This is a genomic window from Guggenheimella bovis, from assembly GCF_054492335.1.
Genome location: NZ_JBQWTF010000001.1, coordinates 1,171,884 through 1,195,603, shown reverse-complemented (window position 1 = coordinate 1,195,603; position 23,720 = coordinate 1,171,884). Strand labels below are relative to the sequence as shown.

Here is a 23,720-nt window from a genome sequence, read left to right as displayed (position 1 = left end):
GCTATTTTACATTACTTGCTTAATAAAGCTAATTAAGAGCTTTACTCCGTAATAAACGATAATACATCCACTTACAATATTTATCGCTCTTAGAATCTTGTCGTTCATCGCTTGCTTTAAAAAGCCGACGACGGTAGATAGCGTAAGCCACCATGTGAGTGAGGCAGTCATGACGCCGTAAATGAAGAACTGGTCGAGCCCTGCTGGAATCGATGCCTTAAAGGATCCAAGAAGCATCGTTCCATCGATGATGGCTTGCGGATTAAACCATGTGACGACACAGGCTGTAGCAATAACCTTAAAGAGCGGAAGATCTACATCGACTTTGGAGAAGGTTGCCTTTGAGCGAAGAAGACCGATACCGATCCAGATGACGACGATAGACCCGATTGCAAGCACAATCTTTGAAACGAGCTCATAGCGAGACATCAAAATTCCTATGCCGTAGAAACAGGCAAAGGAAAGCGTAATGTCAAAGAAAGCAATGATGAGTGCTGTAAGAAGCGTGCGTTTCTTTGAGGTCGTAAGGGCCGTATTAATCATAAATAAGTTCTGAGTACCAATGGGCGCGACATATGCGAGCCCCATTAAAAAGCCTTGAAAAAAGAATTGCATAATTTCTCCCTAAACATAGATACATTAACTTTACCACAGGAATTGACAACGAGAAAGCTTTTCTCTATAGTGAGAATTGCTCAGGGTAGGTCATTGGCGTTAAGTGATTGGAGATGGGACGTCGCTCCAATACGAAAAAAGTAATTTTTGCGATCAATGACCGCGTTCACTGCTTAAGAAGTCCTCTTAAGTAGATAAAAAGGAGGATGAATGAAACATTTTAGTTTACCACTAAGAAAGTGGATCGTCGTTCTTGCACTGGCCATTGCAGGAGCTTTATCGATCTTCTTTGGAGCAAAGCCTACACTCATCGTAGGTTACTATTTTTCCTTGGCCGCAGTCTTTCTCTTGAGTCTTAGTTCCAACCGAGTCATCGGTTCGATCTTTGGATTCCTAACGGTAGGTGCTGGAATACTCCTTCGCCTAAACATTCCCTACACGCCTGATCTCAGTGCGAAAGCCCTCGCCAAATATGTAAAAGAATCAGATGCCTTCAATAGCTTCTTAGGTAGTAATTTCTACTGGATGATCCTCATCGGGATCATCGTAGGACTCTTTGGAGGAGCCATTGCAGAGATTCTAGAAAAGGATCGTCAAAAGCTTACGACGAACCGCATCACGACGATGGCCGTCTTTATCGCACTCTCTGTAGCCATTAACTCCTTACGCGTTGGAAGCGTAAGCTTCGGAGGCTTTCCGATCATCTACGGTGGCTACGTCCTAGGCCCCATCGGAGGATTCATTGTAGGAGCTCTGGCAGACCTCTTAGGTTTTCTCGTAAGACCTTCTGGAAATGCCTTTAACCCGATCTTCACACTCACCTCAGCCCTTACAGGACTTATTCCCGTACTCGTTACAACGCTCTTAGGAGAAAAGTATCCAAAGCTCTCTTTCATAAAGGTACTCATTGGAATCTTCATCGGCCAGATGATCACCTCTGTCCTCATGGTTCCCTATTTCCAAGCACTCCTCTATGCAAAGAACACCTTCGAATTCTATGCGATCAAGGCTCTCACAAAGCAACTCGTGAGCATCCCGATCTATGCCTTCTTAATCATTAGCATGAACGATGTCTTATCAAAGGTCATCACCTTCGGTGCGAAGCGAGAAGGAGCAACCCGTTGATCTTCATCTGCTATGAGCGCTGCACGACTTGTAAGCGCATCGAAAAGGAACTTTTAGATAAGGGTTATAAGTTAGAAAAAAGAGACATCAAGGCCCAAAGACCCACAAGGGATGAACTAAAGAAATGGCTTGAACAGTCGAAACTCCCTATTAAGCGCTTCTTCAATACGAGTGGAACGCTTTACAGAGAGATGGGTCTTAAAGAAAAACTTGAAGATATGAGTCAAGATGAAAAACTAGATCTCTTAGCGAGTGATGGAATGTTAGTAAAACGTCCCATTCTCATTACAGACGAAGAGATTTACGTAGGTCAAGACGTGAAAAAGGTCCTCCGCTAGGAGGACCTTTAACATTCTACAACGAGTACTCCCTCTGTTCCAGAAGGATGTTCTGAGAGAATGGTTCCAGCATGAAAATAGCAGGCCCCACCCTTTGCTCTTTCGGGTCCATCGTTATCGTAACAGACAGAGTTCACATAGAGCACTCTCTCACCTATTTTCTTCGCTTGCTCTAGATATTCATACTTCATGGTCTTATTCCATTCATGAGATGAAAAGTCCGTATAAACAGGCCAAAGCACATAGTCAGGTTGAAGCGCTCTTACAGCCTCTACATTGTGATCAAACCAGAAGTCTCCGCAGAGTCCCACGGCAAACGTCTTTTCTAGGTATGTAAAGAGGTGAAAGCCCTCTCCTTCCTTGTAGTGTTCGTCTGCAATGGATTCTTTCCAACCGACACTGACTCTTCGGAAGAGGTCGAGTATTTCTCCGTCGGGGCCGATCGTAAGCTGGCTCGAATAAAGGTATTCCTCTCGTTCAATGAAGCCAAAGCTCAGAGCGACTCCTGTCTCTTTACATTTCTTTTTAAGTACTTCGATCTCAGGACCCTCTACGCTAACGGCTACTTCTCTATCGGTCTTATAGTGAAAGCTAAGTGCTTCAAAGCCCTGTAAAAACGATTCACCAAAGAGGAGTAGATCGACCTTTCCACGATACGCTTCAAGAGTCGAAAGCATTGTTTCAAGATTCTTCTTTGTTTCATGAGTCTTAAAGGCTAAGCTACATAGTCCAATTTTCATTCTCTTTCCCTATTTCTTTGCTAGATCGTTTGTATTCTCACTTCCCTTAAAGACAACGAACTTCCACCAGATGAATTCACCGATTCCATTGGCGATTAAGGTGAGCCCCTTAATGATGACTTCAGAAACACCCATCTGTGAAAGGACAGTACTTACCCATGAAGAGATGGGAATGAAGATGACGTAGAAGACGGCGACCTTAAGCATCGCGATCGGAATATTATTCGATGATTTAAAGGTATAGCGCCTATTTAACGTAAAGTTCCAGAGGACAGAGAGGATGACACTGATGGTCTGTCTTAGTCCTATGGACATGGTTGGGAAAATGAGCTTTAAAAGGAAAAAGGATGCCGTATCGACGACTGCTGCAGAAAGCGAGAGCAGTGTAAATTTTACTACTTGAATCCAAGATTCGTTTTTCATAATTCCTCCTAGGTCCATTCTACATGATTTAGATAGAAAATAAAAAAGAGATCTTTCGATCTCTAGGGAAAGAGCACTAAAAAGACATCCATATCATGCGTCTTTAGAAAGTCCTCTATGGTGTTCTTTGCAACCTCAAAGGCTTCCTCTTTAGGGTAACCGTATATACCGCTCGATATTAAGGGAAAGGCGATGGACTTAAGGCCCTTCTCGTATGCGAGCCTTAAAGAATTCTCATACGAGGAAGCGAGAAGTCTTCTACATTCGTTTGCATTCGATGCTTCATAGATCGGTCCTGCCGTATGAATCACATGGGAGGCCTTCAGGTTAAACCCCTCTGTAATCACTGCCTCTCCCGTTTGAATGGGAGCAAGACTTCTACAGGCACGTTCAAGCTTTTCTATTCCAGCAGAGCGAAAAATCGCTCCACACACGCCACCTCCCATTAAGAGGGACGTGTTTGCAGCATTTACGATCGCATCGACCGCTAGTGTTGTGATGTCTGTGTGGATCACTTCGAATGGCATCTTTTATTTTTCCTTCTTAACCATCTGGTTCATCTTGTAGTAGAGTACAACAGCGATGGCTTGTGTAATGACAGTGAAGATGATAATCGCACTGATGAGTTCTTGGTCGTAGAGATAACCCATGATACTAGCGCCAAAGAGGAGCGCTAAACCATAGCCCGTATTAAAGACACCGTAACCTGTACCGCGCTTATCATAAGGTGTAACGTCAGCGATGGCTGAACGCATGACAGTCTCTTGAATACCCATGATGATACCAAAGACGATCATTCCGATGACGATGAGCACAACGGAGCGACTGAGTGTCAAGAGGGGCAGAAAGATCGAGATGACAGGAAGAACCATTAAGACTAAGAGGCCTTCTGCTTTTCTTCCCGATTTAAGCTTAATATTATCATAGACCTTTCCTACAATGACAGCAGAAACGGCATCGACGACCATGGCCAAGGAATAGATCAGTGTGATGCTTCCGTCACTCAGTAACTTCGTTTCCTTTAGGTGGTAGCCTATGGTACTGAAGTTTACAAAGCCTAGCATACAAAAGAAGGTAAAGGCTGTATAGATCCAAAAGATCGGTTGGAGACGCTCACTGTGATGCTCTTTCCTGACCTCAGGGATGAGATGATTCTTTTGAATGTGAAAATAGACGAGGGTAAGAACGGCCATTAAGACGAGGTAAGCGATAAGTAGAAGCTTATAACCTAGCTGATACTCAAAAAGACCATGCTTTCCAGTAAAGTAAAAGACGGCTGTAAAGATGAGTGGACCTGCAAAAGCACCAATCTGATCGAGTGCTTCTTGAAGACCAAAGGCAAAGCCGATGCCCACTTGATTATTGGCAACTTCAGACAGTACCGTATCCTTCGCAGGACTACGAAGTGCTTTACCGATGCGTTCCATGAGAATGAGGACGAGAATGATGTTCCAGTGCTGCGTAAAGCCTATGAAAGGTACGACAATGAGAAGTCCGTAACCGATGAAGAGAAAGATCCAGTGTTTTCCGCTCTTATCAGAAAGAAAGCCTGATAAGAGTCGAACAAAGTAACCTAGGAACTCTCCAATACCAAAGACAATTCCCACTTTGGTAGCGCTGACTCCAATGAGATTTAGATATTGACTATTACTACTTCTTGCTGTTTCGTAGACCATATCGCCTAGCATACTGATGATGCCAAACATGATAATGACAGTTACAGCAGGAGTGAATCGATGTTTTTTTGTCTCCATGGAAAGCCTCCAATCCATTAAGCATAGGATGACAATTTCAACTCCGTTATTTTAATCCTTTATTGAGCATTAGTCAAACGAGAGGGAGACTTATTTTACAGGAAACCTCACGACAAAAGCCTTGGTATAAGTGGAATAAGGAGCTTCTACTGAAACACTCCCTCCATATTTTTTTACAAGCTTAGAGACAATGGCTAATCCAAGTCCATGGCCTGACTCTGGACTTCTAGCTTCATTTCCTGTATGAAACGCCTCAAAAATATGATCATCTGTTATCTCTTTTCCTGAATCAGCGACGTAAAAGATCACTTCGTTTTCATGCTTTTGAAGTCCAATTTTTATGGATACACCACGTTCATTATGCTTTATGGCATTCATGAGTAGATTCTCACAAATTCGTCTGAAATCAAGCGGTTGGATGGGATATTTGAGCTCTTCTTTGACATCCAGCTCTAATTGAACGCCTTCTTTTTCAATGTGATCGTAATTATCAGCAACCATCTGAACTAAAGTTTGAGATAAATCGACAAGCTCTAGGTTATCATCACTTTTCAGTTCCTCTTTAAGAAGCTTCGAATACGTCAAAAGATCACTTAAAAGTACGACCGAACGGTCGGTCTTATCTCGAATGATTCGATAGATTTCTGGTTGTTTTTCAGAGGGAATCTTCTCATCTAAGAGCGCTTGTGCATAGCCTTTAATAATGGTCATAGGCGTCTTTAAATCGTGCGCAATGGAGGAATAGAGAAAATGCTCCTCCTCCATCTGACGCTTCATTTCTTCATCGATATAGCCTTTGATTCGATGATAAAAGTGCAAGGCGACAAGGGTGAAAGCTCCAATGTCCAATAGGAGATTTAAAAGAAGCATGGCGTACAAGTACGTCGGTCCCCAACCCTTCAGGTGACGTTCTATAAGGACATTAAAGCCATCGTTAAAGACGGCTTGAACGAGAGCTAAAAAGAGAACGTGAAGGATAAAGGAGCGGATGATTTTATGTTGGAGTTTTTTCATCATTTCCACCGATATCCGATGCCACGGATGGTTTCAATATGCTCTTCGCCTACCATGCTTCGAATGCGATTGATGATGACTCGAATCGAATTGTCATTAAAGAGGTATTCTTCATCCCAACCAGCACTGTAGATCTGCTCTTTGGTAAAGACTCTCATAGGCTCACTCATGAGTAGCTGAAGAACTTCAAATTCTACCTTGGTTAGATCCATACGCTCTCCATTCACTTCTAGCTGACAGCGGATGGTATCAAGTAGAACCCCATTCTGTTCGATCACTTCTTCACTCTTCTTACTCTTTAAGCGACTCTTAACCTTAGCCAAAACCTCCATGGGTTCAAAGGGCTTCGCAATGTAATCATCTGCACCAATCTCATAGCCTTTGAGCTTATCCTGTAAGCGATCGAGTGCAGAGATGATGATCAAGGGAATCTCTAGGCGATCTCTTACTTTCTGGATGAGCTCTAAGCCATTAATCGACGGCACCATGATGTCTATGAGTGCGAGATCAATGGGTTCACTCTCTAGAATCTCAAGTGCTCTTTTCCCATCATTAGCTGAATGAATGTCGTAGATCTCAGCATCAAAATATAAGGATAGTAAGTCGATGATCTCTTGTTCATCGTCACAGATGAGAATTTGATATTTGTTCATACCTTCTCCTAAGCCCAGAAGTTAAATAGCTCATAAAACCATGCAAAGGCGGGAATGAGTAGTGGCCAGGTTACAGCTACAAGTCCCTTTCCTTCGCCCTTTACTCTATTATAAAGCTTTAAGCCGAAATTCGTAACAATCACAACACTTGCTAGGATACAAATGATACTTACGATCAGTAAGTGAGTTCTTGAATAGCTCGGGCAGAAGAGCCAGAGGTAAATAAAGTCAAGGGAAATGACGGCTGCAGCAATGTGACTCACCATACCAGCTGTGAAGACGTTAAAGGTCTTACCTCTTAAACGCTTTACGAGAAGGACAAGGAAGCGAATGAGAAGAGCGACGGGAACGAGAAGGGTTACGATCAGTAAGCCATACGCACCGATGGTTTCCGCTAAAGGTAAGTGTTTGCTATCGGTCGTAAAGTTCTCTAAGGTCTTTCCCCCGTCCTTCTCGACCACTTGATAAGCTAAGCCATTTCCGTTGTCAAAGAGGTAGCGGTGATTTCCTAAAGAGGTCACTTTTATCTGAGCCATAGGAACTTGAAATACGTTCTCACTTTCGGTCGCTTGAATCGGAAGGATTCCATTCAAATATTTGATAAAGCGTAGAGCGCCACGATGAATGGAACGTTCACTCGTAAAGAGTCCAGAGATATCTGTGCCCGGCTTCGCTTGTGCCTTCAAAGTGCCAAATAAGAACTCACTGAATCCATAGTTATAGGCCGTTTCTCCTGGCTCATTCGTCATCACGACATAACCGAGCTTTGTCTCAGGATCAAACCAAAAGGCTGAAGTGAAGCCCTGCGTGTTACCGCTATGACCAATGAGATGCTTCACATTATCGATCGATAGGAGTCCATGGTGAATGCGAGGAAGACCATCGGAGAAAAGAACGGAGGCGTCAAGCATCTTCTTATACGTTTCTGCGTTTTTAAAGAAGCGTGGATGGTCAGAAGTAAATTCCGTGGAAAAGGTTAGAAAGTCTTCAAACGTACCTGCTGATGCTCCTGCTGGGTAGAGACCAATATATTTGATATTTGTGCCCAAACTTTCGTGTTCTTCAGAAGTGTAGTAGTAACTCTTTGAACGAGGTCTGTTCTCTTTTACAAAGGGATTATCGCTCCAGTCGGATCCTGCTGCCGTGTGATTCATGCCTAGAGGCTTAAAAATATTTTCCTGTACGTATTCACGAAAGGGTTTACCACTTACTGTTTCTACGACATAGGCAGCTAAAGCTGGTGTCCAGTTATTATAAGCAGTGACTGTTCCTGGCTTAAACACTTGCTTCGGTTCGCTCTCTAAAAGGAGCTTTCCTAGATCTGGAATCGTCTCTCCTTCGTCAAATTCAACCTTAAGACCCACTTCTTGAAAGCCTGCTTGAAGATTCATGATGTCTAGAAGACGAACGGGATAAGAGAAGTGGAGCTTTGAAGCAAAGTCCTCTGGAAGATAGGTCTTTACGTCTTTTGTAAGATCCACTTTTCCACTTTCTTCTAGTTGCATCAGAGAAATCCACACTAAAACCTTGGAGACAGAACCCCACTCGTAGATCGTATCCTTCCCTGAGAGGACCTTGTTCTCTTCATCGATGTAACCATATTGTGTCGAATAGAGAGGTTTTCCGTTTTGAAATACGCCTAAGGAAACCGAGGCTGTTCCAGCCTTTCTCTCTGCGATAAATGATTCAACCTCGTTGGGTAAATTTCCTAAGTCTGCGGCAAAGACGATGCCTGTAAAGCTAAAAGTAGTGCAAAGAACGACTAGTAATAATGCGATAATCTTTTTCATAAAAGTACCTCCATTTGGTAGTATAGGGTACCTCTATTAATCGAATGTTAGGAAGTATTAACTGAACATTATTTCTTCCATTGCACGAAAAAAGCCAAGCACACTTGCTTGGCTTTAGAAATCAGCTTACACCTGTTAACTCCAGCACCGTTTGTACAAAGAGATCGCTCTCCGTGAGCCAAGGATTATGACCTGAATGCTCAAACCAACGAATCTCCTTTCTCGGTGCTTCAAGACGATCAAAATAATCTTGTGCTAAAGAGAGAGGCGCATTGATGTCGTGTCTTCCGAGTAGGAAGTACACAGGCACCTCAAGTTTATCATAGCACTCACGTAGATCAATAGGATAAAGCTGAAGATAGAAGCAACCAAAGTTCTCCATGAGCCCTCGAATATAATTCACCTTATCGAGCATTCCATATTCTTCGGATAAGATGTCTCCTAGGATGTCTCCACCCTCATTGATTTCAGGATTACTTCCCATGATGCTACCGAGGTAGTTTAGATAATCCATACCCTTCCATTGTCATCTAAAATGGGTGGAGTATAGGCTGTAACTTGAGTAAACCACGTAAAACCAACCGCGAGAAGAATACCGACAATAAGGAAGGCCGCTGAACTTCTAAGGATTCCATGAGGAATAGGACGCTTTCTTATCACATTCCACAAGCTGACCAATGAGCTTCCAACCAAGACCAACAATGCGATAACACATAACAGTAGAATGAGCCCAAACAAGATGTTCTTTATCATACTCTTGTTCCCCTTTGTTTATTAAGCTCTACAAAAAATCTATTCCAAATACTTTCACTGGTCTATAGCTATTTACTTAAGAGATTAATAACGATAATCGATTGTTCGGAACTGCAAGAGCCCCTAAAGCAGGAATGGTATCTTGTGATCACCTCTACTTCTTTTGTTTAAAAAGAAAGAAGAACAAAACAAGACTAATGAGAAGCCCTATACCAAACTCAATCCATACGACGGATGGAGAAACACTCCACTCTGGATGATTCAAAATATTTATGTAATCCCGTACAGCTAGGTATATTCCAATGAGAACCGGTATTAGAGCACAGAGTGCCTTTCCTATCATTCCTTTGTGCATGTTTATCTCCTTTCCCTATAAGTCACAGCGTTTTAGATATTTCCTCCCAAATGTCATAGAAACTCTTGCCAAAAAACAGCTCATAGTGAAACCCTTTAAACATGGAATCAAAATGCATTTCTTCTCCAAGAAATCCAATCACAATTCCATCTAAGATGCTTACAATAGCATCTTTTCCTTGATACTTAAATTCAAAACCCGAGCGAAATTTCTGCCAATCGTAAGGCGTGAATGCCGATTTCCCTGAAAATATTCGTTCTAGATCTTCTAAAAGATAATCTGTAAAGTATTCATCGTCAGAAAGCATCCATTCATCATCATTCCTTTTCATGCGTTCTCTTCACCAAGAGCGCATGATTAAACTGTAAATCTAATTCTTCTATATAGAATTCTAGAAGCTTTTTATACTGATACGACACCGCTACTAAACCAATGACATCAACACGATCCCAGATATCTTTCTCTAAGAATCGATAGAGTTCCTTTCCAATACCTTTATCTCTATGTGTACGTGCAACGTAAATCTCATCGAGTTCAAAGGCTTTCTCACCTATCTTATTGTAGGAGGTTTCCTCCTCTTGAACACTAATATGCCCTAAAGCGTACGCAACGATGCGATCTCCCTCTAAAGCTAGATATACATCGTGATCGATGAACTCACTTGGATCATTTTTATTATATGAGGGGCAGGTCTTTTCATCAGCCCATTCTTCTGATAGTTGAAGCAATTCCTCTAGGATTGCATCGTTTTCTTGTACTCGAACTTTTTTGTATTCGATGGTTTCCATTTTCTATGTTTTTCCATTTCTACTAAGGCTAAAGTTTGCCATGTCGTTGCCTTTTTCTAACAAAAGTTGAAGCAGATATACCAAGAAGTTTGGCAGCTTCCTTAGCATTTCCAGCTTTATCAAAAGCTTCTTTCATTAAGAATCGCTCTAGCTTTTTAGTAGCCTCATCTAATGTTAAACCTTGATATTCATTTGATTCAAATAGGTTTGTTTGACTATTTCTCAAGTCGTCTGGTAAATCTTCAATCGATAGAATAGGAGAAGTACTGAGCACAAACATCCTTTCCACTGTGTTTTTTAGCTCGCGAATATTCCCAGGCCAATCATAGTCGCGTAAGATTTTTAAAACGCTGGGATCAAACATTTTCTTCGTATTATGTATTCCATTTAGTTTTTCGATGAAGTGATCGACTAAAGCAAGAATGTCTTCACGTCGTTGTCTGAGTGGAGGGATAAAAATAGGGACGACATTAAGACGGTAATAGAGATCTTCTCTGAAGGTCTTTTCCTCCAGCATTTGGCGCAAATCGTGGTTTGTAGCTGCGACAATCTGAACATCTACATGAATATCTTTGTTCCCACCAATTCGCCTGATTTTCTTGTCTTGAAGTGTTTTTAAGAGCTTACTCTGCATTTCAAGTGGAAGTTCCCCAATTTCATCAAGGAATATGATTCCACCGTCAGCTTGCTCGAAAATTCCTTTTTTCCCTCTTTTGGAAGCCCCAGTAAATGCTCCTTCTTCATAACCAAATAATTCAGATTCAATTAGACTTGCTGGTATTACAGAACAGTTGATATCCACAAAATTTTTATTCGCTCTAGCTGAACTCTTATGGATGTATCTTGCTAAAACATCTTTACCTACGCCAGTTTCACCAGTAATAAGAATCGTTGTGTCGTATTTCGATACTCGGTCAATCTTGGTGAGAATTTCCTTCATCTTAGCGCTTCTTACTACGACTTCCTCTTCTTCACTGATCATGAAGCGAAGTTTATTGACGCTCTTCGTACGTTCATCAAGTTGCCTTCTCATAGCAACGATTTCCGTAACATCACGCACGATGGTTACAATTAAAGAGATTTTTCCGTCTTTAAAAATAGGTGTACTTGTGATTAAGCCCACTTTTCCATTCTTAAGCGTTTGGTTCATGGTCACTTCATGCCCTGTCGCAATAACTTCCAGACTCGCAGAATTATCAATCAGACCTTCTGCTTTAACTTGAAGCATAGATTTGCCTAAGAATAGTTTCCTCTCTCCGCCACTAATTTCTTCATAGGCTCGATTCAAGTAAAGTGTTCTAGGTTCCCCATCCGTTATATAGATTCCTTCAGAAATATTTTCAAGGATTTGCAAATAGTTAGAATAAAACGCCTCATTATCCATCAAATAATTCCAAGAATCCAAGATTTCTTTAGATGGTCCATAGCCCATAATCACTAGTCCTTTCTCTTCATGGCCTTCAAAGCTTTCACAACAGAAGTGATGTCAACTGAATCTAGGTGTATTTCTCCATATTTCGTATTATAGTCTTCAGTCGAAGCACACTTAATTTTGCATCCTGATATGACGAGTAAACTGTCGTAGACACTATCGGACTGAGCAAAAATATAGTCGTGCTCCGGTACAAGTTTCATAATCTCTTCTAATGCCTTTTTTCTATTATAACAGCTTTGACATCCACCACAAAACTTGATACCTATCCTCATAAATTGCTCCTTTCACGTGTAAAATGAACCCTTTAATTTGCTATAATAGAAGAAAGAAAGAGGTCAATATGAATACACAGACTATTTTAACCTACGCAGTTTTTGCTTTTATGGCTGCTATGCTTTTATTCATTATTTTGAATGCTGTATCTACTAAAAAAAGCGGAAAAATAAATCCAAAATTATCAAGATCCACCTATATCTTTGGATTTCTCACAATTATTACTAATCTAGTTCGTTTGTTTCTAACAAAAGAGCAAGGACATGGTACTATGGTTTTCGCCAATATCATCATCCTTGCTAGTTTGATCTATTCGTATTTACGTCAGAACAAAAAATAATCGTTCCTTATTCCTCGGATTCACTAGGTAAATCTGTCTGCAAGAACGCTATTAATTCTTTTAATTCTTCTTCAGACAGATTTTCTTTATACTTCTCAATATTTTTCTTTAAATCCGATTTTGTGCCTTTTATCGACTCTTTCGTCCACATTGCTTCACGTTCAATGGTCTTTTGGCGAAGTCTCCTAGAATATTCTCTATTATCAATTTTAGGAGCTACTGGAATTCCAGCAATGATTCCAACCATAACAATAATTAATTTAATTCCCAGTATCGCTTTTATCGTGCTTGGCATTGTCTCAACAAAAGCTTGTTCGTACCAGCTTTCAAAAAACTGCCTTGAAACGACGGCGTACACAGCATAGATGCAAAAGAGTACTAAGGCAAAGTACCTACCAAAGCCAACTCCCCAACCATCTTTTTTTACAAGAAGAATTATGATACCCATAGCGAGTAAGGCTAAAAAGATTCCTTCTACAACAATATGAACGATTTGGCTTTGATCTGTAATCACCTTGTTCGCTATGAGAAGTTCACCTATTATTGGAATTAGGAAGGAAATAATCCCTACCGTTCGCTTTGCTCTCAAATTCGTCTTCATTTTTACTTTTCCTTTTTCTCAATTTGAGACATTTCTTCTATATATTTTGAGTTTACTTTTCTGTACTCTTCAGCTCTTTTTCCGCTTATCCTTTTTAGCAGGATCATTCGATAGTCGACTTGTCCGAATAAGAAAGAATCAAACTCCTTCTTCTCCTTTTTTGACCGAATCGTAGTTAAATCCTCACAATGCGATAAGAAAGTCTGTGTGTCTACAAGAATTTGATAAATAGGATCCGAAAAGTCGGTTTGATTTCGCTTACTTCTCTTAGTAAGCTGATCAATATTTTCAGATGCTTGATACATCTTCATATAACACGCTTCAGCCTTTACAGTTCGAGCTCGTTCGATAATAGCTCGGATCATTTCAGATTGATTTTCTAATCTTACAGGCTCAAGCTTACCACTCGCATCTGTTCGAACGGATAGTCCTTGTTTGACCCTCTCAGGCATTAAATAATTTGTAAGCTCTATAAAAGCAAAAGCAAACTCATCGGCACCTTCTCTTAGGTCTCGATTGTTTTTCTTTATAAAAAGATAAGTGAACACCATTCCTGCTATCATAACAACATAAGCAATTTGAACGGGATTAATCTTCACGACATTCCTCCTCGTCGTACTCTTTAATTCTCTCTATTATATCCCCTGTATTCCCAAAAGCACAACATCCGCTTATTAAAACAGGATCTCCCTTTCTGCAAAACAACTCTGTCACAATAACATGTTCAGCTTCTTCTTTGCTAAGTTCACAGACCTTATTACCTGTACTAATTGCTACTGAATTCTGATCCGTTTTTAAAACTTTCAAATCCACGCCAGGAATTATTCCCATACCTTCGAGTTTTATTTGAATAGCTTTATTCCTCTTCATTTTAAAAACAGTGACATGGCTATCAATACTTAGTTCACTGAGTTTTTTCATCACTTCTCCTAAAAAAAGGCTGTCACTTAATTGTGACAGCCTGTTGATTAAGCTTCAACCTTTTGGTCTTTGTTAAAAATTTCAGTGCCTTCAACAACTGCCCAAACAATTAAACCAACTAATAGGGCTGTTCCTGGTGTATAGAAAGCAAGAGCTGCTGCCATAACGCACGCAATTCCTCTTTCATTTGCATTACGACACATTCTCATTCCAACATTACCACAAGCGAAAGCCTGAACACCCATGGTGATACCAAAGAAGATAGCGAAAGCTGGACGAATGAGTGTAACGAGAGGAAGAATTAATACTGAAATAACGGTTGCTGCACGGAATGTACACACTCCATCCCAGTAGCTGTTAAGTACTTTGTAACCTCTCTTATAACGTTCCGTAATGGTGAGTAAGCCAGATGCCCAAAGTGGTCCGCACATTGGAACCCATGGAGCGAATAGTGACATGATGATGTTACGAAGTGCTGATACGAGGTTAGAACGACCAGCATCGAAGATAACCGTTTCATCAGGACGGTTAGCCGTTGCTTCAGTGACAAGCTCTTTAGCTAGTACGAAGTCTGAGAAAGCAATTATGTATACTGTAAAGGCCATTGGAAGCGCTTTGATAAAGAACTCAGCAGCAGGGAATCCAAGTCCAAAAATCGTGAAGTGCTCAAGCACGAAACTTCCTGAGAAAGGTGTAATTCCCCATTGAATTTGTGGAACTGCAATTTCTTTAATGAGGAACGGCGCGATGACAATTGCAAAGATTTGAGCCGGTACAACACCCTGATTTCTCATAAATTCAACCCACTTATGCTCTTTTGCTTTCCTAGCAAAATAAGGGTTAAATAAGAAGAAATATGACATTAGTACAGCAATACTTACGGTTATAGGAGCTTTGGGTAAACGAGCCTGGAATACGTTAATACCAGCTGTGACACCAGCACCTAGAACAATACCAGCTTTAATCGAGTTAGGTACAATTTCAACGAGTTTTCTACCTAGTCCAGCAGCACCCATGACCAGGAAGAACGCGGCTACTATCATCTGCAGGGCTATCATGGCGTGTATTCGATTGACATCCCCTGTTGCATAGTTAGGTAGTGACCATTCACCTAGGTATTTGATTGTCAGAGGAAGTGCAGGTGTAATCCAACCTGGTACTACAGGGTCACCAAGTAATGATGGGAGGTAATAACAAATGGCATTTAAAATACCAAAAGTAAGTGACATCAAGAATGCGCCATTTTCAGTTAATCCAAGTGCTGCAATATTTGCTGGTTCGTCTAGACCAAATGTGGTCATTGTAGTAGCAGTACCAGCACCTAGACATGCAACACCTAAAAATAGAGCAGCTCCCATCTCCGTCCATGACCATGCATGGTGAATCAGAGGCAAACGAATATTAAATGGACCAAACTTAATGTGAGGCTGAACACCTCCGTACTCACGCTTCTTCAGTGGAAACTTGCTTGAATTGAATCCAACAGGTTGTTCAGAAGCTTTTCTTTTTTCTTCTGGGTTCATAAATAAGTTCTCCTTGTTAATTATTTGACACCATAAATATACCGATGGTGCGTTTTAATAAAGCAGTTTCTAATCCCACGTTTCATTAAATTTTTCGCAATGATACTTAATCAGTTCTTCTCTAAAATCAGGATGTGCAATTGATATTAGAGCCCTTGAACGTTCACGTAACGACTTTCCTTTCAACTCTGCAACGCCATATTCTGTGACCACATAATCGACATCATTTCTACTCGTAGTTACGGCTGCTCCGTCATCAAGTCTTGTAACAATTTTTGAGCTTTTTCCCTTTACTGTAGAAGCCATGGCGATAATGGATCTGCCATTTTCACTCATTGCAGCGCCTCTAACAAAGTCAACTTGTCCGCCGACTCCGCTAATCTGTGTATTGCCAATACTCTCTGAAGCAATTTGTCCCATCAGGTCGACTTGAACACACGAATTTAAGCTCACAATGTTCTTTTCTTGGCTGACCACTAAAGGATGATTGACTACATCTACAGGCATCATTAGAACTTCAGGATTGTTGTCAACAAAATCATACAAATTCTTAGTTCCCATTAAAAAAGTTGCAACCATCTTACCAGGGTACGTCGTTTTCTTTTTATTTGTAATGACACCTTTGTTGTATAACTCTAAAACTCCATCACTGAACATTTCTGAATGAATACCGAGATCTTTTTTATCAGTTAAAACTGAAAGTACCGCATCTGGTATAGCACCAATCCCTAGTTGAAGTGTGTCGCCATCATGTATGAGTGTTGCACAGTGGCGTGCAATTTGGGACTCAATTTCACCGATTTTAGGACGTCCTAATTCGATGATGTCTTGATCCGCTTCGACAAAGTAATCAATGTCAGAGATATGTATGAAGCCGTCACCGAAAACGCGAGGCATATTTCGATTTACCTGTGCGATAACCACTTTTGCTTGTCTCACAGCTTCCAGAGTATAGTCCACTGATACGCCTAAGTTAACAAATCCGTGATCATCAGGTGGGGTTACTTGTACTAAGGCAACATCAATGGGAAGCTTGCTTTTAAAAAGCTTGGGCACTTCATAGAAAAATACAGGTGTGAAGTCCCCTTGGCCTCTTTTAATTGCATCTCTAGTCGATCCGCCGACAAAGATTGCATTATGCCAAAAGTTTTCTTTATACTCTTCACCACAATATACCGCACCGCCCATCGCTACCATGTGGACAATTTCAACGCCTTTGTACTGCTCGGCGTTTTGAACCATCGCATCAACTAGGACTGTTGGCTCGCCACAGGCGTGTCCAATGACAACTCTGTTTCCCGATTTGATATGTGAAACAGCTTCTTTTGCATCAACTACTTTGTTTTGATACTCTTTCCTCCAAGGCATGTTTAACCTCCTTTCATTCATGATTTTTTCTAAGAATTTGCTTAGCAAATTCCCATAAAGACTCGTCAATCTCTTGATAGAGATGAACACTAATTTCTTCATCTCCAAGACGTCGTCTTAGAGTTTCTTCTACAATTTCTTCAGTGGTAATTTGAGCTTGAGGGCAATTATGACATGAACCTGTTAGAGTCACTGTAATTTTTTTCCCCTCGACCGCTTTGAGTTGGATCCCTCCACCGTGAAGTAGAAGTTGCGATTTGATTTCATCATCAATGATGTTTTGAATTTGTGTTTTTAGATCCACTTCGCTGTCTTTCTGGATAAGCAGGTGCGGAATATTTCCGCACCTAAAAATTATTTATCTTTTGATGGATCAACATGAGCGATATCTCTAGCCATTTGCTTTTTAGCTTCTAAATTACCTTGGCGAGAAATCATTATACGTTGAGCTTGAGGAGATCCTGCACCATGCATTGATTCTGTTCTGTATCCTACAGCAGCAGTACCAAGTGTTAGGTTTTCGATCAGACGTAGAACTCTCATTCTGTTTTCTGTAGATGTGCCGACCTTACCTTGTAGGAATTTAGCCACCCATTTACCCGTTTCCTCAGCTTTTAGATCTTTTTCTGAAGGCATAGTTACCATGAGTCCACCAGCAATATCTTCAGCTAAACGAGCGATTTCATATGGGAATCTCGTTACATTTTGCTTGCAGACATTAGCTAGTAGTAAGTTGATGAGGTAAGCTCCGGATTCGGTTTGGTGTCCTTCTGCAGAACAAGCTACAGAGCAAGCCCACATGGTTTCATTAAGATGTTGCATTTCAATGATTTTATCTTTAATATGGCTAGCTTTTGAAACACCGTTATAATCTGCCGCTAAAGCTGCAGCTCCGATTAAAACGTCTCCTACACCAGTTTTACATGCATATGATTGGCGATGGTATCCAGCAAAACGTTCTACTAACATACCAGCGTATTTCCATTCTTTACACATGAATACACGTTCATTTGGTACAAAGACATCATCGAAAATAACGAGAGCTTCTTGACCACCAAATGTGTTATTTCCTAGATCAATGTCAACGCCATCTTCCATCTTTCTAGTATCACAAGATTGACGTCCATAGATCATAAATACACCGTCAGCATCTGTTGGAATTGCAAAAGAAACTGCATAATCCTTGTCTTCTTCACCAAGAGCAATGGTGGGCATAATCAGATGTTCGTGTGAGTTAATGGATCCCGTTTGGTGAGCTTTAGCTCCACAAACTATGATACCATCCTCACGAACTTCTTTGATTCGAACGTACATATCTGGATCAGCTTGCTTTGATGGTGATAAACTACGATCTCCTTTGGGATCGGTCATAGCTCCATCGACGGTCCAGTCGTTCTCTTGAACTAAAAGAAGATATTTCTTAAAGCGTTCATGATAATCGGTACCGTACTCTTTGTCCATTTCGAAGGTCGTTGAATAGATAGCGTTAAAGGCATCCATACCTACACAACGTTGGAAACAGCTAGCTGTCTTCTGACCTAGAAGTCTTTGCATCTTAATTTTTTTAACTAGGTCAGATGTACTTTGATGAATGTGGCAGAAGCGATTGATTTTTTTCCCCGTTAAGTGTGATGTTGTCGTAAGTAAATCTTCGTATTCAGGATCAAATGCTAGATCATAAGTCATTGCAACTGAATTCAGTGAAGGACGAATAATTGGATGATTCGTAGGGTCTTCAACGAGTTCACCAAAGATATAAACTTTTGGTTTTAGCTTTGCAATACTTTCTATGTATTGTTTTCCGTTCATTAGTGCCATAATTACCTCCTTGTAGTTTCTAAACAATTCCTTTACAATTATCTTAATAGCAAAACGCTCGCCAATTCTGATTCAACTTCATAAAATGCTGGAATATCAATACAAAACGTGTTTTATCTGATTTATCGCAGAAGCGCTGATAAAGTTTTTTGTATACAGGATTGCAATAATGCAATTATCCTGGTCCAAATACCTTGTTATGCTTTGAACGATCATTTTATTATTGCAATCGATTTCATTATTGCAATTCGGCATATCAATTATCTCACCTTAATTCACAAAACGATCTTTAGAGAGAGCCATGAACATTAATCTTAAGCAACAGCAGACCCAAAAATTAGTTTTAAGTCAATCAATGCTTCAAGCCATTGATTTGTTGCAGTGCACACAAGCTGAGCTCTTAGAATACCTAGATCAGTGCGCTCTTGAAAACCCCTTTTTAGAAGTACTAGCTCCCTCAACGCTGTCCATTGAAGCCATTCAAGATCCACCTCAAAAACTAGCCACATCTCAAACTGGCTTCAACGAAGCATATGTTCCACTCGATCATCAATACGCCACCCTTGAAGAAGATCTTCTGGAGCAATGGAATGCCCTCAATAAAAGCGAGACTATGGATAAAATTGGTCGTTGGATCATTCAATCCTTACACCATGATGGCTACTTCCGAGAATCTCTAGAAACCATCACTCGTTTTACAAAATGCACTTTATGCGAAGCTAAGGAAGCTCTCGGCTTAGTTCAATCATTAGAGCCCAGAGGTGTGGGGGCAAGAAATTTAGCGGAATGCCTAGAACTCCAGCTAGATCCAAATGAAACCATTGCTATCACCATCTGTCGCCATCACTTAAATAATCTTGAAAAGAAAAATCTAAAAGCCATTGTTGAACAAGAAAACATTACGCTTATAGAAGCACAACAAGCATTTGAACGAATTTCAAGTTTAAATCCACTTCCGGGTAATGGCTATGACACAAAAAACCAAACAGATTTTATAATAGTGGATGCGATAATCCATATAAAAAATAACGAGCTAGCGATTAAAGAAACCTCGATCCTGCCTGAGCTCGAACTTTCCACATCGGTAAACGCCATCTATGAAAATGCACTCGATCCTGAAACCAAAAAATACCTTGATAAGAAAAAACGAGAGGCTGAAATCTTAATTCAAAATTTTACGCAACGAAATACCACGATACACCGTGTGATCGAATGTATTTGTAAGTATCAGATTGATTTTCTAAGAAGTGGAATCGACCATCTTCTCCCCATGCGTTTAATAGATATTGCGGAAGAGCTGAATCTACACATTTCTACGATTTCAAGAGCCATAAAAGGAACCTATATTGAAACACCGCAAGGCATATTGGAACTAAGAAACTTATTTACCAGTAGTTTAGGAGAAACAGTCTCACCTAAAGCCATTAAGCATGAACTTATAAAGATCATACAAGCGGAAAACCCTTCTAAGCCACTAAGTGACGCTAAAATTCAAGCTATATTTGAACAAAGAAAGATTATGATTTCTCGAAGAACCATAGCAGATTATCGAGCAGAACTCGGAATTCCTAGCACTAGAGAGCGAAAAAAAATATAGATTCTACTACTTGTTAAAAAGCAAAAAGATGTCTGAATCGCATGATTCAGACATCTTTTGCTAGCAATAGATGTTAATATAGTTTTTCGTAAATGGAACGAACCTGTTCCTTGCTTAGCGGAACAAAGTTATTGCCCATTAAACGTCCTTGGGTATTCATCACGATATCCGTGAAAACATCGAGATCTTCTTTAGTTACATTGTACTCACTTAAAGATTTTTTCTTAAGAATAGATCCTAGTAAGCGATCCAATTCATCATAAACTTGATCCTCTGAGCACTCGAGTTTCTCAGCTAGGTACTTCTTTAATTTGATCAGTTCCCCATCTTCTCTGATTAAAGAATATTCCTTAAGGACACCTGTGAACATAACATAATTGCTTTCACCGTGTGGAACATGGTAGTTTCCACCAAATGGATAGCTCAAGGCATGTACAGCAGCACAGCCAGCACTTCCAAAAGCAAAACCAGCATAAGTTGAAGCGAGTAAGAAATCACTAAGAAGGCTCGGTAAAACGTCTTTTCCTTTTTCTCTTACTTCCTTGTAACCACTAACAATCATATCAATCGCTTTATAGCTTAAGAGTTTTGTAACCGGTGTAGCTTTCGGTGAAAGAGCACTTTCCACTGAGTGAACAAGCGCATCAATTGAACTTGTTGCAAATACTGAGAAAGGTAAGCTTTCGAGAACGCTGGGGATTAGAACGGCAGAATCTGCAAATAAAGCTTCGCCAACAAGTCCCATTTTTGTACCAATTCTGGTTCGGTTAAGGATGGAAATATTGGTTACTTCGCTACCTGTACCACATGTTGTTGGGACGATAACTAGTTCACGTCTTTTTTCAAAATTAGGAGCCTTATCATATAGTTCGTCAATCGTCTCATCTTTTGACACGGCAAGCACTTTTGCAACATCAATGACAGAACCTCCGCCGACTGCAATAATACGTTTAACATCTGCATCAGCCACTCTTTTCATCATCGCTTCTGCCATAATGTCGGTAGGTTCACCAGTACCAAACTCATTTTGGAAAAGGGTCTGGCAAGGAAGATTTAATTTACCAAAGATTGAGTCATAGCTTCTTTTTGTTGCTACAATCATATCTTTTTCGCTTAGTGCAAATTCTTCTGTGAATTTTTCTACTGAATCAAACTGGAACAGCTGAGTATTCCACGTAATTAATTTCATATTAATTCCTTTCATTGCTAGATTATTTCAAGCTCTACAAATTCAGCCAAATCAAACGGAGTGTTTTGACCATTAGTGAATAGGTGTGCATCAAAATGAATGCCACCACTTAAAAAGTTTGTAAAAGGAATTGTCATTTTGTTTACTAATAATAACAGAACGCCCCACCTGATTTCAATCCTTAATTTGTAAAAACAAAATATGGTAAAAAAACAAAAGGAGGCAGACTTACGTAGCTACCCCTATATGAATGCTATTACTTAGGCTTAAAAAAAGGTGTTATGAACTAGAAAAATAAATCTAAATACGACTTTTTCCTCTCTAAAACTCCTCCTTATTTCTAAAAATAGCCTTGGAATAAGCCATTAATTTGAACGTTTTATTTACTTACTGGGAGAAACCCTCGTCAATAGCACCACTGTCTCCACATGAAACGAGTGAACACTAAGAATGTCAAATCAGCCTGTCTGTTTGTAGAAACATATCAATAAACCTTTTAACGATAGGTGGAAGCTATCGTTAAGAGGTTTAAGACAGATAAGCCGAGAGCTATCTATCTTTTTCCTCAATAATATGAATCGTGGTTTTTCCGTTTATTATTTCATTGATGTGATCTTTTACAAACGACGGCTTAATCTTGAATTTTTCAATCTTTTCAATTGGTAACCATACCAAAGCTTCTCCATCATCAGTTGTATCTTTACAAAAACTAACATCATCATCTACAATCTGCATATAGTAATAAAATTCTACTGTATGACAGTTTAATCCATCGATTTTCCCACCAACGCCTTTAAAGAAATTTTCACACACTACTGCAAGGTGTTCTACACGGGCATCTAAACCTGATTCTTCAAAAACCTCTCGTACAATACATGTAGTTGACTTTTCACCTAAATGTACACCGCCCCCTATCATATAATAATAATCACCAACTGTACTTTTAACAAAAAGCATTTTATTATTATGAATTATGATTCCACCCGTGCGATATCTAAACCAATTATTCTCTTTTTCAAATCCACAATCGTACTCCATTATGCCTCCACAAATTCTAATTAATATTATATATTTTATACCATCCATACCGTTGACACGACCTACCTAAATATCCAAAGTGTTGACACGACCCTTTAGGAATATTCATATTGTTGCTACAAGCAAGTATTCAGGGGATATTTTTGAACGTTAATTTCAATAAATTTATTATCTCATTACCTAGCCTAAAAAACATACACCTATTGATTTCAAGCCTTTCAGGACTACTTTACTCGCCTTCCCTTGACATCAATACTACACACTCCACATGCCCTGACACGACATTATTACTGTCATTTTAGATACGTATGTATAAACAAACATATCATTAGGAATACTCTCAAACGATTACCCCCTTCTATCGTTTAGGAGTATGATATTGATTCTTTCTACAGATGTAAAGTAAATGGTTATTAGAACCGCTTATGAAGTATGTATTGGTATTACCTTAGTTTCTTCATAAACAGCCTTCCTAACCTAATCTCCTCAAATTAAAATTTAACAGTTCCTAATAATAAAATCAGCAACTTGCTCTGGACTGATTTTCGATACATCAACTTTATACGTATTCAATTTTTCGTAAAGAGGTATTCGCTCTATACTTCTACCAATCACATCTTCTGTACGAATACCAGCATCAACATCCTTTCTCAAGCGCGCTTGCAATGTTTGTTCGCTGCATACCAAAGATATGAAATGAACTTTACAGTTATCTGTGTTAAGTCGTGAAACAATATGGTCAATAATATTCTGTTCGTGCATAACCCAGCAAAACACGATGTTTTCATAAGCAGAGCACTTAATAAAGTTATTTAAAAGGAAGCAGATATTCTCTAATACCATTTGCTTTGTTTCCTCTGTCACTTGAAAAGGCTGCATATCCCAACACCAATCTCCGTCGAGGAAAACGCTGTTGTTTAATTTATTTTTTATAATCTGGCAAGTAGTTGTTTTTCCTACTCCCATTGTTCCGCCAATTAAATAAATGTTTTTCATGCTCAAAATCCCTGTAAATTCCGATTTATCGATTTCCTTAATCGCTACACATAGTTATACTAACATCCAACCTGACCACATAACTATCAAATAGGGCATTTCTTGACTTGTTCCCGCAAAATGCAGAAATTTCATTTTTGCTTTTTGGGCTTCAAACCCATAAGTGTTATAAACCTTGATATATAAGGGTTTCCGGACTTCATGTTATTTTACCCTCGACATCAATGTCACGCACTCAACATGTGTTAAGATGAATTCATAGCTGTCAAAAAT

The 23,720-nt window shown here is 39.8% G+C and carries 26 protein-coding genes and 1 riboswitch; of the genes, 4 read left to right on the top strand and 22 right to left on the bottom strand.

What is annotated here, in order from left to right:
• Nucleotides 1–6: 6 nt before the first annotated feature.
• Nucleotides 7–615, bottom strand: a complete 609-nt coding sequence (locus tag ACUB3H_RS05950) for a LysE/ArgO family amino acid transporter (RefSeq protein WP_459129747.1) — start codon at nucleotides 613–615, stop codon at nucleotides 7–9.
• A gap of 79 nt (nucleotides 616–694) precedes the next feature.
• Nucleotides 695–789: riboswitch (THF riboswitch) on the top strand.
• A 36-nt stretch (nucleotides 790–825) separates the two neighbouring features.
• Here ACUB3H_RS05950 and ACUB3H_RS05945 point away from each other — a divergent pair.
• Nucleotides 826–1,740, top strand: coding sequence for a folate family ECF transporter S component (locus ACUB3H_RS05945; RefSeq protein ID WP_459129746.1), 915 nt, complete (start codon nucleotides 826–828; stop codon nucleotides 1,738–1,740).
• A complete protein-coding gene (locus tag ACUB3H_RS05940; RefSeq protein WP_459129745.1) occupies nucleotides 1,737–2,078 on the top strand; it encodes a Spx/MgsR family RNA polymerase-binding regulatory protein in 342 nt (113 codons plus the stop codon). The genes ACUB3H_RS05945 and ACUB3H_RS05940 overlap by 4 nt, the downstream gene beginning before the upstream one ends.
• Nucleotides 2,079–2,086: 8 nt before the next feature.
• Here the strand turns inward: ACUB3H_RS05940 and ACUB3H_RS05935 are convergent, their stop codons facing one another.
• The 11 genes from ACUB3H_RS05935 to ACUB3H_RS05885 form a co-directional block, all read right to left on the bottom strand.
• Nucleotides 2,087–2,818: a carbon-nitrogen hydrolase family protein gene (locus ACUB3H_RS05935; protein ID WP_459129744.1), complete on the bottom strand. Its 732-nt coding sequence runs from the start codon at nucleotides 2,816–2,818 to the stop codon at nucleotides 2,087–2,089.
• 9 nt (nucleotides 2,819–2,827) lie between these two features.
• Complete coding sequence (locus ACUB3H_RS05930) at nucleotides 2,828–3,241, bottom strand: GtrA family protein (RefSeq protein ID WP_459129743.1); 414 nt, start codon at nucleotides 3,239–3,241, stop codon at nucleotides 2,828–2,830.
• A gap of 62 nt (nucleotides 3,242–3,303) precedes the next feature.
• Entirely contained in the window at nucleotides 3,304–3,768 is a 465-nt protein-coding gene (locus ACUB3H_RS05925; protein WP_459129742.1) for a macro domain-containing protein, read from the bottom strand.
• 3 nt (nucleotides 3,769–3,771) lie between these two features.
• Nucleotides 3,772–4,995, bottom strand: coding sequence for an MFS transporter (locus ACUB3H_RS05920; protein ID WP_459129741.1), 1,224 nt, complete (start codon nucleotides 4,993–4,995; stop codon nucleotides 3,772–3,774).
• Nucleotides 4,996–5,085: 90 nt separating this feature from the next.
• On the bottom strand, nucleotides 5,086–6,009 hold the full coding sequence (locus tag ACUB3H_RS05915) for a sensor histidine kinase (RefSeq protein WP_459129740.1): 924 nt from the start codon (nucleotides 6,007–6,009) through the stop codon (nucleotides 5,086–5,088).
• The gene (locus ACUB3H_RS05910; RefSeq protein WP_459129739.1) at nucleotides 6,009–6,662 is read right to left on the bottom strand and encodes a response regulator transcription factor; all 654 of its coding nucleotides are present in this window, start codon (nucleotides 6,660–6,662) and stop codon (nucleotides 6,009–6,011) included. Before ACUB3H_RS05910 ends, ACUB3H_RS05915 begins: the two co-directional genes overlap by 1 nt.
• Nucleotides 6,663–6,670: 8 nt before the next feature.
• Entirely contained in the window at nucleotides 6,671–8,452 is a 1,782-nt protein-coding gene (locus tag ACUB3H_RS05905; RefSeq protein WP_459129738.1) for a serine hydrolase domain-containing protein, read from the bottom strand.
• 121 nt (nucleotides 8,453–8,573) lie between these two features.
• Nucleotides 8,574–8,966, bottom strand: a complete 393-nt coding sequence (locus tag ACUB3H_RS05900) for an alpha/beta fold hydrolase (protein WP_459129737.1) — start codon at nucleotides 8,964–8,966, stop codon at nucleotides 8,574–8,576.
• 616 nt (nucleotides 8,967–9,582) lie between these two features.
• A complete protein-coding gene (locus tag ACUB3H_RS05895; RefSeq protein WP_459129736.1) occupies nucleotides 9,583–9,891 on the bottom strand; it encodes a hypothetical protein in 309 nt (102 codons plus the stop codon).
• Nucleotides 9,878–10,348: a GNAT family N-acetyltransferase gene (locus ACUB3H_RS05890; RefSeq protein ID WP_459129735.1), complete on the bottom strand. Its 471-nt coding sequence runs from the start codon at nucleotides 10,346–10,348 to the stop codon at nucleotides 9,878–9,880. Before ACUB3H_RS05890 ends, ACUB3H_RS05895 begins: the two co-directional genes overlap by 14 nt.
• A gap of 28 nt (nucleotides 10,349–10,376) precedes the next feature.
• Entirely contained in the window at nucleotides 10,377–11,780 is a 1,404-nt protein-coding gene (locus ACUB3H_RS05885; RefSeq protein ID WP_459129850.1) for a sigma-54 interaction domain-containing protein, read from the bottom strand.
• Between the two features lie 343 nt (nucleotides 11,781–12,123).
• Between ACUB3H_RS05885 and ACUB3H_RS05880 the strand changes: the two genes are divergently transcribed.
• The gene (locus ACUB3H_RS05880) at nucleotides 12,124–12,396 is read left to right on the top strand and encodes a hypothetical protein (protein ID WP_459129734.1); all 273 of its coding nucleotides are present in this window, start codon (nucleotides 12,124–12,126) and stop codon (nucleotides 12,394–12,396) included.
• Nucleotides 12,397–12,403: 7 nt separating this feature from the next.
• On the opposite strand, the gene ACUB3H_RS05875 is transcribed toward ACUB3H_RS05880, so the two are convergent.
• The 7 genes from ACUB3H_RS05875 to ACUB3H_RS05845 form a co-directional block, all read right to left on the bottom strand.
• Complete coding sequence (locus ACUB3H_RS05875; RefSeq protein WP_459129733.1) at nucleotides 12,404–12,997, bottom strand: hypothetical protein; 594 nt, start codon at nucleotides 12,995–12,997, stop codon at nucleotides 12,404–12,406.
• Nucleotides 12,998–12,999: 2 nt separating this feature from the next.
• Complete coding sequence (locus ACUB3H_RS05870) at nucleotides 13,000–13,596, bottom strand: hypothetical protein (protein ID WP_459129732.1); 597 nt, start codon at nucleotides 13,594–13,596, stop codon at nucleotides 13,000–13,002.
• Nucleotides 13,586–13,918, bottom strand: a complete 333-nt coding sequence (locus ACUB3H_RS05865; protein WP_459129731.1) for a FeoA family protein — start codon at nucleotides 13,916–13,918, stop codon at nucleotides 13,586–13,588. Before ACUB3H_RS05865 ends, ACUB3H_RS05870 begins: the two co-directional genes overlap by 11 nt.
• A 47-nt stretch (nucleotides 13,919–13,965) precedes the next feature.
• Complete coding sequence (locus ACUB3H_RS05860) at nucleotides 13,966–15,441, bottom strand: hypothetical protein (protein ID WP_459129730.1); 1,476 nt, start codon at nucleotides 15,439–15,441, stop codon at nucleotides 13,966–13,968.
• Between the two features lie 69 nt (nucleotides 15,442–15,510).
• Complete coding sequence (locus tag ACUB3H_RS05855; protein ID WP_459129729.1) at nucleotides 15,511–16,809, bottom strand: acetyl-CoA hydrolase/transferase family protein; 1,299 nt, start codon at nucleotides 16,807–16,809, stop codon at nucleotides 15,511–15,513.
• A gap of 13 nt (nucleotides 16,810–16,822) precedes the next feature.
• Nucleotides 16,823–17,113: a NifU family protein gene (locus ACUB3H_RS05850; RefSeq protein ID WP_459129728.1), complete on the bottom strand. Its 291-nt coding sequence runs from the start codon at nucleotides 17,111–17,113 to the stop codon at nucleotides 16,823–16,825.
• Nucleotides 17,114–17,163: 50 nt separating this feature from the next.
• Entirely contained in the window at nucleotides 17,164–18,627 is a 1,464-nt protein-coding gene (locus ACUB3H_RS05845; RefSeq protein WP_459129727.1) for a 4-hydroxyphenylacetate 3-hydroxylase family protein, read from the bottom strand.
• Nucleotides 18,628–18,928: 301 nt separating this feature from the next.
• Here ACUB3H_RS05845 and rpoN point away from each other — a divergent pair, with 301 nt between their 5' ends.
• Nucleotides 18,929–20,224: an RNA polymerase factor sigma-54 gene (gene rpoN, locus ACUB3H_RS05840; protein ID WP_459129726.1), complete on the top strand. Its 1,296-nt coding sequence runs from the start codon at nucleotides 18,929–18,931 to the stop codon at nucleotides 20,222–20,224.
• Nucleotides 20,225–20,297: 73 nt separating this feature from the next.
• Here rpoN and ACUB3H_RS05835 read toward each other — a convergent pair whose 3' ends face one another.
• From ACUB3H_RS05835 to ACUB3H_RS05825, 3 genes are all read right to left on the bottom strand, one after another.
• Nucleotides 20,298–21,413, bottom strand: a complete 1,116-nt coding sequence (locus tag ACUB3H_RS05835; RefSeq protein ID WP_459129725.1) for a 4-hydroxybutyrate dehydrogenase — start codon at nucleotides 21,411–21,413, stop codon at nucleotides 20,298–20,300.
• 549 nt (nucleotides 21,414–21,962) lie between these two features.
• Complete coding sequence (locus ACUB3H_RS05830) at nucleotides 21,963–22,451, bottom strand: NUDIX hydrolase (protein ID WP_459129724.1); 489 nt, start codon at nucleotides 22,449–22,451, stop codon at nucleotides 21,963–21,965.
• A gap of 498 nt (nucleotides 22,452–22,949) precedes the next feature.
• Entirely contained in the window at nucleotides 22,950–23,447 is a 498-nt protein-coding gene (locus tag ACUB3H_RS05825) for an AAA family ATPase (RefSeq protein ID WP_459129723.1), read from the bottom strand.
• Between the last annotated feature and the right edge of the window lie 273 nt (nucleotides 23,448–23,720).